Below are 13,623 nucleotides of genomic sequence, written 5' to 3' on the forward strand. Positions count from 1 at the left end.
CTTGCCAATTCAAAATAAAGCGCTACCTTTGCATCCGCAATTCGGGGTGTAGCTCAGCCCGGTTAGAGTACGCGTCTGGGGGGCGTGTGGTCGCTGGTTCGAATCCAGTCACCCCGACTGGTAAAAAAGCATTGATAATCTGACGATTGTCGATGCTTTTTTGTTTTTAGGCATATTGCTGTAAGCGGCGGTTTAATCGAGGAAAGGGAGATCTGATAAAAAGGTGTTCTTTCTTTATATCTAATAATTAACTATTTATATTTGTAAGTACGCAAATAAGTACATATCTTTGCGTACTTACAAAGGAGAATTTATGAGGACAGCCAATTTCACAGATTTAAGAGCCAACCTGAAAAGCTACATTGATGCAGTCATTGATGATTATGATACCGTAGTTATCAATCGCGGGAATGGTAAAGGGGTAGTGATGATTTCTTTGGATGAATATAATTCGCTAAAAGAAACAGAATACCTTATGTCGTCGCCCGATACAATGGAAGCAATACATAAAGGTGAAGAGGATATTAAAAACGGTAATTCTATATCCCAGAATGAAGGTGAAAGCATAGAAGATTTCTTAAAACGGGCAGCATGTACAGAATAACATTGTCAGAACAGGCACGGAAAGAATATCTATACTTCACGCAAAGTGGCAACAAGGTTATCTTGAATAAAATTCAAACCCTATTGGAAGATATAGCCGAACACCCTTATACCGGGATAGGAAAACCAGAACCACTTAAATATGAACTGGCTGGAAAATGGTCAAGAAGAATCAATGCCGAGCATAGAATTGTTTACTCCGTGCATGATGATATAATAGAGGTTTATATATTCTCCATGAGATATCATTACACAAAGAAATAGAAACAAGACATATTCCAATTAAAGAAAGAGGGTGTCAAAATGTATGTTCATGTACATTTTGACACCCTCAAGATTTTATACTGAGCCCAAATACTTTCTTAATAGATTTCCGTTTATTCTCTAACTATGAGAAACAGAGAAGACAAAAGGGAAAATATTGCTAACATAGCTGCCAAGGAAAAATCACTCTTTAACTTCTCAATAGCCGAAGCGCGACGTATCCACATCCTTGTGTTCCTTCGCCTTGTAGCCACCGAATTTATAAGTAAACGAAAGGGATAGGAAGCGACTGTCCGCGTGCTGGTTTATCTCGAACCGTTGCCCTCTGTCATTCACACGGGCATTAGGTGTCGCACTGTTGAACAGGTCGTTACCCGTCAGGCGGAGTTCGGCTTTCTGGTCGGCAGAGGTCCATTTCAGTCCGGCATCGACTTTCCAAACAGAAGACAAATCGTAATTCCCCTGAACGGAAGGACTGACATACAGGCCGTTCAACTCCAGGCTGATGGCCGGCTTAGAGGATAGCCGGAAGGTATTGTTCAGCATCACGATTCCTCGCCAAACGCGGTTATCGAAACCGATGGCATGATAATCCTTGCAGGCATCCCTGAGGTAGGAGCCGTCCAGCGTGAGGCGGGAGTTCCAAATATTGCCGACCGTGAACGGAACAATCACTGAAAGACCGAAGTTTTGTTCGTAATCGTAATTCACCGTCTGATAAATCATCGTCAGTTCGTCGGGGCTTTGGTAGGCCAACTGGGCAAACAAGTCTTTTACATGGGTATAATACAGGCTGAAGATGTATTTGCTTTTCAGGATGTAGGTCAGGTCGACAGTATAGTCCGTCGAAGGGCGCAAGCCGGGATTTCCTACGACCTTAGCATAACCGTTGAGGTAACTCGTGGCGTCCTGCATACTCCAATAGTCGGGATAGGTCTTATCTGAAGAGAAAGAAAGCTGGAAGATGTGGGAACTTGACGGGATGTAGTTCAACTGCATGGAGGGATAAACAGCCCACTGCTTGTAATCGGCCAAACGGTAATATTCCCCGGCAGCGGACAGAGAGAGCGACAGACGCTCGCCAAAGGCCTTCTCCAGCCCGGCATAGAAGTTGTAGGTCCGTTCGTCCAACTTCGTCTCAGAATTCAGTGATGACATATCCCCTCCTTCCTGAGCGTGATAGAACTGGGAACTTTCGTCATTGGCAAAAGAAAAGTTGATGCCGTAGTTCAGACTCCAATCCTGGGGCAGGACGTGCGTCTGGCCTGCATAGACATTCCAGCGGTTGATGCGCTGACGGCTGTCAGCCGAAAAGTTCTGTTCGTCCTCACCTATCCGATTGCTGAACTCCTGCACACTTGGATAGGAATAACAGGTGTAATCCACGCCGATGTTCATTCCCCAACGTGCCGTATAGTCGAGGGTAAAGTTGTGCATCTGCTCGTCTCCTTTCCGGACGTTGGACGATTCCGACAAGGTGCCCTCCGAGTTTTCAACCGTCCGCAGACTGGGAGTAATGGCTGCCGTATAAGCCATATTCAAATGATCGTTCTCGGTTATCCGATACTCCAAGGAAGTGCGGACGTTGTGGGTCAGCTTTCTTCTCAACCCGGTGTTGTATTGCTCCACATCGTGCACCACGTTGTCCAGCGTATGGTGGGAGATAAAATCGTACCCCGTCCGCCGTTTGGTATAGTCAGCAGCATAAAGTACATCCGCCGTCACCTTTCGCCCTCCGAAGGAAAAGTTCATGCGCCCGTTGCCCTGCGTATAGCGAGCTTGTGTAAAGTCGGCTCCGACTTCCCCGCGCAGGAAAGTGTCTTCGGACTTCCGGTCCTTCAGCACCAGATTGATAACCGCCCCTCGCACCCGGTATTTGGCTGGCGCGCTGTACATCACCTCTGCCTTCTCCACATTACTGACAGGCGTACTCTTCAGCAGACTTACCAGTTGCTCGCTTGACATGGACGACGGGCGCCCGTTCAGTATCACCATCACGCTTCCTGCTCCAATCAAGCTCAGGCTTCCGCCCTGCTCCAATACGCCCGGCAGGCGAGTTAAGGCTTCGTAGGCATTGTTAGCCGTCGTCTTTTCGGCCAAGGCTTCCACATCGTAGGTCAAGGCACCGTTCTCGGCTTTCACCAAAGGACGTTGGGCACTGACCACCACTTCATTCAAGGCATAGGCATCCTGTTCGTCCATGGTCACCACACCAATATCACCAGCCACGTTATAGTCTTTCACTACACTCTTATAAAGTAGGTGTTGGAAAATCAAGCGGTATTGCTTCATTTCCCGATGAAAGACGAAACGGCCCAACGAATCGGTAGTTACGCCATCAACAAATACAGAATCCGGCGTCTGCATCACTACCGTTGCACCCTCAATCGGACATTGGTCCTTATCCGCCACACTTCCTCTTATCTCTTGCGCAGCCAAGCGAATGGCTGCCACAATCAAACTTACCGTCAGAATAACAATCTGTTTCATAAAGCATTCATTTATTTTGTTTTCATACCGCAAAGTAACGGCCTTTACGGCAGAAAGCTGGTTATGGCTTCGTTATGCTTTCCTTATATTATTGTTAGGAAAGACCCGATTGTTAAGAGATTGTTATATCTTTGCCGACAAATCAAGACACTTATGCCCGGCAAATACATCAAAATACTCACCTTTCTGAGCCTGATTATCATCGTAGCCATCCAAGGCTCGTGGCTGGCCCACACTTACCGGATGATAGAAGCAGAACTGTTGCAGGTCAGCAACCGTCTGTTCCCGCAGGCTGTTGTAGACGAGGCCAAAACACGTCTTGACCGGCTAAGCGATACCCAAGATGAAGATATCACCCTCAGTTTTTCTACGAATTTCGACTATGAAAGAGAAATCGACCAGACGCTGTTCGAATATCTGGCGGTACTCACCAACCATTATGCCGACTCCATTTACCACTCATCCATCTCCTTGCCGCTGGCCGACTCCATCTTTACAGCCCGTCTGGCGCAAGAAGGGTATCAGGCCCAAGTGAAATGCCAGCTGGTCGACTCTCTTGGTGCGCCTCTTCAGGAAAAGATTGCTTCTGCCTGGAAACATCCGTTCAAGGTGCTTCAGACTAATCCTGTCTATTTGAACAGGGAACATACACAAGCCGTCCGGGCCACCATCCTGAACCCTTATTGGATTGCCTTCCGGCAGATGGGCGTCCTGCTCGTAGCTACCGCCCTGCTGCTGGTATTCGTGGCCGGATGCATCGTCTATCAGATACGCATCATCATTCGCCAAGACCGGATAGCCCGCCTGCGGCAGGACTTCACCTACGCCATGATTCACGACATGAAGACGCCCATCACCACCATCTCCATGACCGGACATACGTTGGAAAGCGGTCTGTTGGACCGGAATCCCGAACTGAAGAAACAGTATTTCTCCATCCTGCACGAAGAGAGTGCCCACCTGCTCGATCTGTCCGAGAAAATTCTGACCATCGCCAAGCTGGAGCAGTCGCGCCTGAAGTTGGCACAAGAGCCGGTCAACCTGTCTGCCCTGTTCGACGAGCTGACACAGAAATACCGGATCCAGACCGACAAGGAAGTAACCCTTGAAACCCATTGCCCGGACTCCCTCATGGTAACAGCCGATGCCGAATACCTGAAGGAAGCCCTTAGCAACCTGATAGACAATTCGCTGAAGTATTCCGACGAATGTGTCACCATCCGCCTCTCTGCCGAAGAGCAAAACCGCCACGTCCTCATCCGGGTGTGGGATAACGGCTGGGGCATTCCGCTGAAACAGCAGAAGCACATCTTTGAAAAGTTCGACCGCGGCGGACTGGAATACAAGAAAGAGAAGAAAGTGTCCGGCTTCGGCCTGGGGCTGAACTTTGTCTACAAAGTCATCACGGCCATGGGCGGAAGCGTTTCGGTAAACAGTATAGAAGGCAAGTTCAGTGAATTCACACTGACGCTGCCTGTTCAAGACAAGAAATTATGATACGAGTATTGCTGGTAGAAGACGACAAGAACCTGTGCTTCATCCTGAAGAGCAGCCTGGAGCAGATGATAGGCGGTTACGAAGTAGCCACCGCCCCCAACGGCCGGGAGGGGCTGGAACTGCTGGAGCAGAAGGAGTTCGACGTGATTGTGTCCGACGTAGAGATGCCGGTCATGGACGGCATGACCATGGTGCAGCACATCCGTCAGCGCTATCCCCGGCTGGCCGTCATCTTCATCACGGGACTGACGACTGCACGCGACGTCATCAACGGCTATCAGTCGGGCGCCGACTTCTACATCAAGAAGCCTTTCCTGCCCGAAGAGCTGAATGCCCATATCCGGGCTGTGCTGAAGATAAAACAGAGTGCCCCTGCCCCACAGACCGTGGACGTTCCCGCAGAAGAAGGATATGCCATCGGCAGTTATCGTTTCCTGCCCTCGCAACACCTGCTCTGCCACGGCACGGAGCGCCAGGCATTGACACCCAAAGAAGCAAAAATATTCGAAATGCTCTGCCGCCGAAAAGGACAAGTAGTCCAGCGCGACGACATCCTGACCACCGTATGGGAAACAGCCGACTTCTACTCTTCGCGCAGCCTGGACGTCTTCATCACCAAGCTCCGCAAGTATCTTTCCCAAGACTCCACCGTCACACTCAAATCGCTGAAAGGTGTTGGTGTCTGCCTAGAAGACTAAGCCTCATCACCCTTCAACGAAGTACGGCATGAGGATCACGAAACACTGTGTCAGGAAAACATAAAGAACAGGAACTGTACACCTCTATTTAGGGCACGTGTAATAGCCTTTGCCCTGAGTCTTCGAGCCGTAGGCAATGGCATGCGTGGGGCAATAATGGTAACAAGCCAGGCAGTTGAGGCACCGACCGTTCCAGACGGGCATGTGTTTGCCCTCACGACGGGGATGCACAGTCGTCAGCGTAATGTTGCTCACGGGACAGACCTCCGCGCAACGGCCGCAACCAATGCAGGCGTCTGCGTCGGCACGGAACGCTTTGTCCGACGTCATAAAGCGGGCGAACAGCGGATAATTTACGTTGGTTTTCAGTCCCGGCAACGTACCTCTCCAGGTAAAATCGCCCCGCACTCCCGCCTTGATTTGTTCTGCTACCTGCCGGACGGCAGCTGGAGCGGCAGCCAGCTTACGGTCGCGCACTTCTGCCTTGTCTACATCGAAGCCGGGAAAAAGGACGTACGTATTAGGCATGAACACCGTGAAGCCGGCATCAGCCCGTAGCCCTGCCCGACTCACCGTTTCACCCCACATGCGGTACAGGCGGCCTGCATCGTCACCACAGGTTGCCAGCAGGCCGACGTAGTTTCGCCCGGGCACATAGCCCTGCACGTCCATAGACGCCAGCACGCCCGCCAGATACTTGGGAAGTCCCCACGAATGCACGGGGAAGACGAAGAGCAGCGGCTCGCTCTCGGCCAACGTTACCGTCAGCCGTTCTGCTCCCGGCCTCATGTACAGGCCCATATCCATCACCGGCTGACCGCCCAACTCCCGGGCCAGCATAGCCGCCACATAGCGGCTGTTTCCTGTTGCAGAAAAATAGAGTATCATAACGTTTCTATAACAACGACATGCCCCGTTCGTTCATCCGCGGGACTTCTGCCGACAAAAATAAGGATTAATTCTTGTAGAAACATATCCGACAAGTTTTAATCCATCTGAATACTTGAACATTTCATTTATTATCGATTACTTTGTAGCCTGAACAATCCTATTTACAACCATTTTTTAACAGAACCCACAATGAAAAAACTGAAAGGAAACCTGTTGATTTTACTTTTAAGTTTAGCCTGCTTCACAAGCCTGTCGGCACAAACCTATGCTGAACGGAAATTCATGGCTTCCGTTGACTCACTGAACACACAGTTTATCAACGCATATACCGGGAAGGACTATCCGGCTGCCGAAGCCCTCTGCCAAAAGGTTATTGACCTCTACGACGCACATGCGTCGCAACTGGCCGAAGGCTATGCTTACGTCAAATACTCCTATTACTATAACATGGCCAGCGTCCAGGCAATACGGGGGAAAAAGCAAGAAGCCGTCAGCAGCCTGCTCAAATCCCTGAACAGCAATAAGATGGAAGTCAGCTACAACAGGGTAGTCAATGATGAGGACCTGAAAGACATTCTGGACGCACCTGAACTACAGCCCGCCCTGCAGCGACTGAAAGAGACCACCGATTACCTCTATATCCTGCAAAATGCGCCGGAATACACCCGCACGCAGCCGGCCGACAGCCTGCCCCGGATTGTCTATGCGCAGGCCGACGAACCCGACTTGAAGCGCGTCCGTAACTATTTCCGGCTGGACAGCGTGGCCGTGGCGGGCGACGAACTGGCCACCATCAAAGGTATCCTGACCTATATCCACGACAAGATACGCCACGACGGCGGGAACGGCAATCCGACAGGTGGAAACAACTCCATCAACTTTGCCGAGGCCTGCAAGGACGGCAGCCGGGGCCTGAACTGCCGCGGACTGGCCACGGTGCTGAACGAGTGTTACCTGTCGATGGGTATCCCATCGCGCGTCATCACCTGCATGCCGAAGACGTACATCAGCGACTGCCATGTCATCAACGCCGTTTATTCGTCCACCCTCGGCAAGTGGCTCTGGATAGACCCCACGAACAACGCTTGGGTGACCGACGAACAGGGCAACCTGCTGAGCATACAGGAAGTGCGCGCACGCCTCAGAAGCGGCCTGCCCGTCCAAGTGAACGAAGAAGCCAACTGGAACAATGAAAAGAAGACCACGACAGAAGACTATCTGTACGAATACATGGCCAAGAACCTGTTCTATCTGGAAAGCTGGACACGCTACGGGTTCAATACGGAAAGCGACTATGAGAATCTCATCAACTGCATCTTCCTGCAACCCACCGGCTGCGACAGCAGTCAACGGAATTCGAGGAACCTGTCCGTCAACGACGACCAGTACTTCTGGCAGGCTCCCCGATAAAAAGAAGGCTCAAGTGCCTATCGCTACAACGCCTTCAGTGCAGCCTCGTAGTCAGGTTCGTCAGAAATCACCTTGACCAGCTGCGTGTAGCGCACCTTGCCGTCCTCGCCTATCACTACGACTGCACGTGCCATCAGCCCTTCCAGCGGACCGTCGGCCAGGCGAAGGCCATAGCCTTCTACAAAATCATGGCTGCGGAACAACGAGAGCGGCACTACGTTTTCCAGCCCCTCGGTGGTGCAGAAGCGTGACTGTGCAAAGGGCAAGTCCATCGACAGGCAGAGCACCACGGTGTTCTCCAGTTCCGAAGCGCGGGCGTTGAACTGACGGACGGACATGGCACACGTCGGCGTGTCAAGGCTGGGGAAGATATTCAGTATCACACGTTTCCCGCGATAAGACGACAGGCCGACTTCCTCCAGCGCAGCATTCACCGCCCGGAAGTCGGGTGCCTCCTGACCTACTTCCACCATCGGCCCACAGGTATGAGCCTCGAACCCACGACAAATCACAATTTCTCTTTTTTCTCCCTCCGGATTTCCATTTCTAACTCCGGCTGTAGTATCAACTGGCATTGAAGCCAATGTAAAAGCTGTTCCCATACTTACGATAAATTGAAAGATATTCATAAAATAGTTTTTTCCTTTATCAACAATCTCACCCGCCATTTGGTTGCATGCCACAAAGGAAATACCTACATTTGCAAAAATAAAAAGCAAGAAACCGGTTCGCCCGTACCCGAAAAAAGGACAACGGAACGTAGTCGAAATTCCCTCGCCCGAAAGGCCGATATACGACGCTTGCACGGCTCGTGAGAGACACTTGCACGGCTCACGAGAGACACTTGCACGGCTCGCGAGCAACACTTGCACGGCTCAGAAGGCCTATAGGGAAGTACTAGGACAAGGTTGTTAACAGATTGTTTACCAACTAAATACGTCCTATCAAGCAAGAATCGGGAAACGGAACCGGAAAACAGGAAAAATGAACATTTAAAAAACATCAGAAAGAACTATGGGAGCAGGAAAATGGATTGGCGGCATCATCGGCTTTATGGCCGGAGGACCGCTGGGCGCACTGGCAGGATTTGCAGTAGGGTCGTTGTTCGACCTCGACCGCCCCGCCACACAAGGCAGTTATTACGGTGACGAATATCAGACGGCCAACGACACATACCGGGGACAGCGCAACAGCTTTCTCTTCTCCATGCTTGTCATGGCGTCGTACATCATCAAGGCCGACGGTCGCATCATGCACAGCGAAATGGAGTACGTACGCAACTTTCTGCGCACCAATTTCGGCGAAGCAGCCGTCAGCGAAGGACAGCAGATTCTGCTGAACCTCTTCGAACAGCGCAAGCGTATGGACAGTCAGGATCCGATGGCCTTCAAGAATACGATACACGACTGCGGACAGCAGATAGCCGCCAACCTGAGCTATGAAGAACGGTTGCAACTACTCGCCTTCCTGGCCAACATTGCCAAAAGTGACGGCCACGTCTGCACGGCAGAGTTAGAGGCGCTGAAGGAAGTAGCCATTTACATGGGACTGTCGGCGAAAGAAGTGGAGTCGATGCTCAACATGGGCGGCACTTCGCTGGAAGAAGCCTACAAAGTGCTCGAAATCGATCCATCGGCCTCCAACGACGAAGTACGCGCCGCTTATCGCCGCCTTGCCCTGAAGCACCACCCCGACCGCGTAGCTACGCTGGGCGAAGACATCAAGAAGGCAGCCGAAGAGAAATTCCAAAGTATCAACAACGCCAAGGAGCTGATTTACAAGGCCCGAGGCATGAAATAAACAACACCCTTAAAAGCAATCGCCATGAACGGAAGAATCACGTCACCCCGCATCACCGAGTTACAGCCCGGTGAAATATTCGTTTTCGGAAGCAACCTCGAAGGCCACCACGGCGGAGGTGCCGCACTGCTGGCCTGGAAAAAGTGGGGAGCCATCTGGGGTCAGGGCACCGGCCTGCAAGGACAGACCTACGGCATCCCGACCATGCACGGAGGCCCCGACCGCATCAAGCCCTATGTGGACGAATTTATCAGCTTCGCCCGCCAACACCCCGAACTGACATTCCTCGTCACCGAAATAGGCTGCGGCATTGCCGGATTCCGTCCTGCCGAAATAGCTCCGCTGTTCCGTGATGCTGTCGATGTGGAAAACATACACTTGCCACAGAGGTTTTGGGAGGTGCTACAACCTGCCGCACAGTAATCCGCAAACGAACACTCATTTTATACGATAACCCTTTAGCAAATACAACCCTATGCAATACCTACTGACCCGCCCCGACAGCCTGAACGCCACCATACAGCTGCCTGCTTCGAAAAGCATCAGCAACCGTGCCCTTATCCTGCACGCCCTCTCGGGCGGCACGACACTGCCCGCCAACCTGAGCGACTGCGACGACACGCGCGTCATGGTTCGTGCCCTCGACGGACATCCTCAACACATCGACATCATGGCTGCCGGAACCGCCATGCGCTTCCTCACCGCTTACCTCAGTGTGACGCCCGGCACACGCGTCATCACCGGCACCGAGCGTATGCAGCAACGTCCCATCCGCATCTTGGTGGATGCCCTGCGCACACTGGGAGCACAAATCGACTACATCGCTAACGAAGGATTTCCGCCCCTGCACATCACCGGCAGCCGCCTGCAAGGACACGAAATCGAACTGGCTGGAAACGTCAGCTCGCAATACATATCGGCCTTACTGATGATAGGTCCCGTGCTGCCCCGCGGGCTGGAGCTGCATCTGACAGGCGACATCATCTCACGCCCCTACATCAACCTGACCTTGCAACTGATGCACAGCTTCGGAGCCAATGCCCAATGGACCGCCCCCGACCGCATCAAGGTAGAGCCAGGCAGTTACCAGGACGTCCCCTTCACGGTAGAAAGCGACTGGAGCGCCGCTTCCTACTGGTACGAAATGCTGGCCCTTTGGAGTAGCAACACCGACGACACTACTGCCGCCCCCTGCATCGAACTGCCCGGCCTGTTGCCGCACAGCCATCAGGGCGACAGTCGCGGAGCCGAAGTCTTTGCCCGACTGGGCATCCACACCGAATACACGACACAGGGCGTACGCCTGACCCGTACCTCCACTTGTGCCGACCGCCTCGACGAAGACATGACCGACATCCCCGACCTGGCACAAACCTTCGTCGTGACCTGCTGTCTGAAAGGCATCCCCTTCCGTTTCACAGGTCTGCAAACCCTGAAAATCAAAGAGACCGACCGCATCTGCGCCCTCATCACCGAGTTGCGCAAACTGGGTTACGTGGTACGCTCCGAGCAAGACAGCATCCTGACATGGGACGGCGAACGCTGCCCCGCCTCCGACGCTCCCGCCATCGACACCTACGAAGACCATCGCATGGCCATGGCCTTTGCCCCGGCCTGCCTGGTGCGTCCCGACATCCGCATCAACCATCCGCAGGTAGTGTCCAAGTCGTACCCCAACTACTGGAAAGACCTGCAAGTGGCAGGTTTCCGCATCACCGAAGGCACAGAAAGCTGAAAAGGACAGTGTGTTTCCGCTTTTTTAAGGCTGTCATGCCTCTTCATGCCCAAAATCTGTGTATCTTTGCGACACTCTATATATTAAATAAGGTATGTGGATACTGATTGTTAGTCTGATAGTTCTGGCCGTGGTAGCAGCCGTAGCCGGAGTAATACACAACCGCCGCCTGCGCCGTCAGGTAGAAAGCGGAGAACTCGAAGCCATGCCCGAAGTGGTTGAAGTGGACAGCGAATGCTGCGGGCAGCACGAAGTCTGCGAGAAAGAAAGCCTGCTGGCAGCTGTCAGCCGGAAAATAGAATACTACGACGACGAAGAACTGGATAAATACGCCGGCGTGGCACCTGACTCGTATACCCCTCAGCAGGAAGACGAATTCCGCGACATCTTCTACACCATGCAGGACGAAGACGTGGCTGGCTGGGTACGCAGCCTGCAACTGCGCGGCATTGCCTTGCCGGACAACCTGAAGGATGAAGTGTTCCTCGTTGTCGGCGAACTGAGAGCCAACCCGCACAAAAAGTAAAAAGTTAAAAGGAGGCAAATGGAATAAGAAGGAGCCGCAAGTCAATACAGACCTTCACCATTAACCATTTACCATTCATCATATACCATTAATGAACATGGATCTGTTGCAATATACCTTTTTCCAACATGCCCTCATCGGCAGCCTGCTGGCAAGTATCGTCTGCGGCATGGTGGGCACGTACATCGTCACCCGTCGGCTGGTGTTCATCAGCGGTGGTCTGACCCATGCTTCGTTCGGAGGCATCGGACTGGGACTGTACACCGGCATCCCACCCATCCTTTCCGCCGCCCTGTTTGCAGTACTGTCGGCCTTCGGTGTCGAATGGCTCAGCAAACGGAAAGACATGCGCGAAGACTCGGCCATCGCCGTCTTCTGGACGTTGGGCATGGCGCTAGGCATCATGTTCACTTTCCTTTCGCCCGGTTTTGCGCCCGACCTCTCGGCCTATCTGTTTGGCAACATCCTCACCATCACGCTGGCCGATATTGCCCTGCTGGCAGCACTGGCTGCGGTGCTCACCCTTTTCTTTGCACTCTACCTGCGGCCCATTGTCTACGTAGCTTTCGACCGCGAGTTTGCCCGTTCGCAAGGCATCCCCGTACAACTGTTCGAATATGCGATGATGATGTTCATAGCCCTGTCCATCGTGGCCTGCCTGCGCATGGTAGGCATTGTGCTCGTCATCTCGCTGCTCACCATTCCGCAGATGACGGCCAATCTTTTTTCCTACCGCTTTCACCAGATTATCTGGCTGTCCATCGGTATAGGTTACCTCAGCTGCCTAGGCGGACTGCTGATTTCGTTCTACCTCAACGTGCCGTCGGGAGCCTCCATCATCTTCTTTTCCATCATTATCTATGCGCTTTGCAAGGCTGGAAAGAGTTTTTGGCTATATTTGCGGAAGAAAAGCCCAGCCGCCGTTCCGCAGGAAAGGAAATAATACCCCCGACGTCAGGAGCAAGTACGATACGGTTGGGAAACAAACATCGTTCAATTAAAACATATCAGATATGGAAATAACAATTCAGTCATTAGACCAGATTCACGAAGCCGCCCGCCAGTTCATCGAAGCCATGGGCGACAACACCGTCTTTGCCCTCTACGGGAAAATGGGAGCAGGAAAAACCACTTTCATCAAAGCCATCTGCGAAGAGCTGGGAGTATCGGACGTCATCACATCGCCCACCTTTGCCATTGTCAACGAATACCGTTCAGACATCGCCGGTGAACTGATCTACCATTTCGACTTCTATCGCATCAAGAAACTCGAAGAAGTATATGACATGGGATACGAAGACTATTTCTACAGCGGTGCGCTCTGCTTCATCGAATGGCCCGAACTCATCGAAGAGTTGCTGCCCGGCAACACCATCAAAGTCACCATCGAAGAGGTAGAAAACGGTGCCCGTAAAGTGACCATGGAAGAACTCGGATAAAACCGCGCACCATGAGTCAATACATCATACAAGGCATTTTTGCGGCCGCCGGAGTTACAGCTCTGCTGGCTGCTCTTTTCAATTGGGACTGGTTCTTCACGGCGCGCAACACGCAGTTCATCGTCAACAACGTCGGACGCCGACAGGCACGCTGGTTCTACGGAGTATTGGGCCTCATCCTGATAGGTACTGCCGTATTCTTCTACCTGAACACGCCTGCGGTCTGACCAACCGGTTGAGGATGTTCCTCTTTATCGGTGCGGTTCCCGT

15 protein-coding genes and 1 tRNA gene are annotated in these 13,623 nt (G+C 52.3%); 13 read left to right on the top strand and 3 right to left on the bottom strand.

Features of this window, described 5'->3' with window-relative positions:
- Positions 1-42: 42 nt before the first annotated feature.
- From Q3C19_RS12835 to Q3C19_RS12845, 3 genes are all read left to right on the top strand, one after another.
- Positions 43-117: transfer RNA gene (locus tag Q3C19_RS12835), tRNA-Pro, on the top strand.
- A 196-nt stretch (positions 118-313) separates the two neighbouring features.
- The gene (locus Q3C19_RS12840) at positions 314-604 is read left to right on the top strand and encodes a type II toxin-antitoxin system Phd/YefM family antitoxin (RefSeq protein ID WP_071150472.1); all 291 of its coding nucleotides are present in this window, start codon (positions 314-316) and stop codon (positions 602-604) included.
- Positions 592-867: a Txe/YoeB family addiction module toxin gene (locus tag Q3C19_RS12845; RefSeq protein WP_022161662.1), complete on the top strand. Its 276-nt coding sequence runs from the start codon at positions 592-594 to the stop codon at positions 865-867. Before Q3C19_RS12840 ends, Q3C19_RS12845 begins: the two co-directional genes overlap by 13 nt.
- A 198-nt stretch (positions 868-1,065) precedes the next feature.
- Here the strand turns inward: Q3C19_RS12845 and Q3C19_RS12850 are convergent, their stop codons facing one another.
- On the bottom strand, positions 1,066-3,357 hold the full coding sequence (locus Q3C19_RS12850; protein ID WP_302729777.1) for an outer membrane beta-barrel protein: 2,292 nt from the start codon (positions 3,355-3,357) through the stop codon (positions 1,066-1,068).
- Positions 3,358-3,510: 153 nt separating this feature from the next.
- Here Q3C19_RS12850 and Q3C19_RS12855 point away from each other — a divergent pair, with 153 nt between their 5' ends.
- Together Q3C19_RS12855 and Q3C19_RS12860 are read left to right on the top strand one after the other, a co-directional pair.
- Entirely contained in the window at positions 3,511-4,854 is a 1,344-nt protein-coding gene (locus Q3C19_RS12855; protein ID WP_302729779.1) for a sensor histidine kinase KdpD, read from the top strand.
- The gene (locus Q3C19_RS12860) at positions 4,851-5,552 is read left to right on the top strand and encodes a response regulator transcription factor (RefSeq protein ID WP_302729781.1); all 702 of its coding nucleotides are present in this window, start codon (positions 4,851-4,853) and stop codon (positions 5,550-5,552) included. The genes Q3C19_RS12855 and Q3C19_RS12860 overlap by 4 nt, the downstream gene beginning before the upstream one ends.
- 84 nt (positions 5,553-5,636) lie before the next feature.
- On the opposite strand, the gene Q3C19_RS12865 is transcribed toward Q3C19_RS12860, so the two are convergent.
- Positions 5,637-6,440: an EFR1 family ferrodoxin gene (locus tag Q3C19_RS12865; protein ID WP_302729783.1), complete on the bottom strand. Its 804-nt coding sequence runs from the start codon at positions 6,438-6,440 to the stop codon at positions 5,637-5,639.
- A gap of 192 nt (positions 6,441-6,632) precedes the next feature.
- On the opposite strand from Q3C19_RS12865, the gene Q3C19_RS12870 reads away from it, so the two are divergent.
- Positions 6,633-7,853, top strand: coding sequence for a transglutaminase domain-containing protein (locus tag Q3C19_RS12870; RefSeq protein ID WP_302729785.1), 1,221 nt, complete (start codon positions 6,633-6,635; stop codon positions 7,851-7,853).
- Positions 7,854-7,876: 23 nt separating this feature from the next.
- Here the strand turns inward: Q3C19_RS12870 and tpx are convergent, their stop codons facing one another.
- A complete protein-coding gene (gene tpx / locus Q3C19_RS12875) occupies positions 7,877-8,428 on the bottom strand; it encodes a thiol peroxidase (RefSeq protein ID WP_205410656.1) in 552 nt (183 codons plus the stop codon).
- Positions 8,429-8,867: 439 nt separating this feature from the next.
- Between tpx and Q3C19_RS12880 the strand changes: the two genes are divergently transcribed.
- The 7 genes from Q3C19_RS12880 to Q3C19_RS12910 all read left to right on the top strand — a co-directional run bounded on the left by Q3C19_RS12880 (position 8,868) and on the right by Q3C19_RS12910 (position 13,580).
- Positions 8,868-9,653, top strand: a complete 786-nt coding sequence (locus Q3C19_RS12880) for a TerB family tellurite resistance protein (RefSeq protein WP_071150479.1) — start codon at positions 8,868-8,870, stop codon at positions 9,651-9,653.
- 24 nt (positions 9,654-9,677) lie between these two features.
- Positions 9,678-10,076 (top strand): hypothetical protein, encoded by a 399-nt coding sequence (locus Q3C19_RS12885; protein WP_277121241.1) that lies wholly within the window; start codon positions 9,678-9,680, stop codon positions 10,074-10,076.
- Positions 10,077-10,128: 52 nt separating this feature from the next.
- Positions 10,129-11,388 carry a 3-phosphoshikimate 1-carboxyvinyltransferase gene (locus Q3C19_RS12890; protein ID WP_277121242.1) on the top strand — a complete coding sequence of 420 codons (1,260 nt, stop codon included), beginning with the start codon at positions 10,129-10,131 and terminating at the stop codon, positions 11,386-11,388.
- A gap of 94 nt (positions 11,389-11,482) precedes the next feature.
- On the top strand, positions 11,483-11,914 hold the full coding sequence (locus Q3C19_RS12895) for a phospholipase (RefSeq protein ID WP_277122436.1): 432 nt from the start codon (positions 11,483-11,485) through the stop codon (positions 11,912-11,914).
- A gap of 97 nt (positions 11,915-12,011) precedes the next feature.
- Positions 12,012-12,857, top strand: a complete 846-nt coding sequence (locus tag Q3C19_RS12900) for a metal ABC transporter permease (RefSeq protein ID WP_277122435.1) — start codon at positions 12,012-12,014, stop codon at positions 12,855-12,857.
- 70 nt (positions 12,858-12,927) lie between these two features.
- Positions 12,928-13,353 (top strand): tRNA (adenosine(37)-N6)-threonylcarbamoyltransferase complex ATPase subunit type 1 TsaE, encoded by a 426-nt coding sequence (gene tsaE, locus Q3C19_RS12905; RefSeq protein ID WP_022163929.1) that lies wholly within the window; start codon positions 12,928-12,930, stop codon positions 13,351-13,353.
- 11 nt (positions 13,354-13,364) lie between these two features.
- Positions 13,365-13,580 carry an immunity 17 family protein gene (locus Q3C19_RS12910; protein WP_022163930.1) on the top strand — a complete coding sequence of 72 codons (216 nt, stop codon included), beginning with the start codon at positions 13,365-13,367 and terminating at the stop codon, positions 13,578-13,580.
- Positions 13,581-13,623 lie beyond the last annotated feature (43 nt).

Origin of the sequence: Bacteroides sp. ET489 (genome assembly GCF_030518095.1) — a bacterium.
Taxonomy (GTDB): Bacteria; Bacteroidota; Bacteroidia; order Bacteroidales; family Bacteroidaceae; genus Bacteroides; species Bacteroides ndongoniae.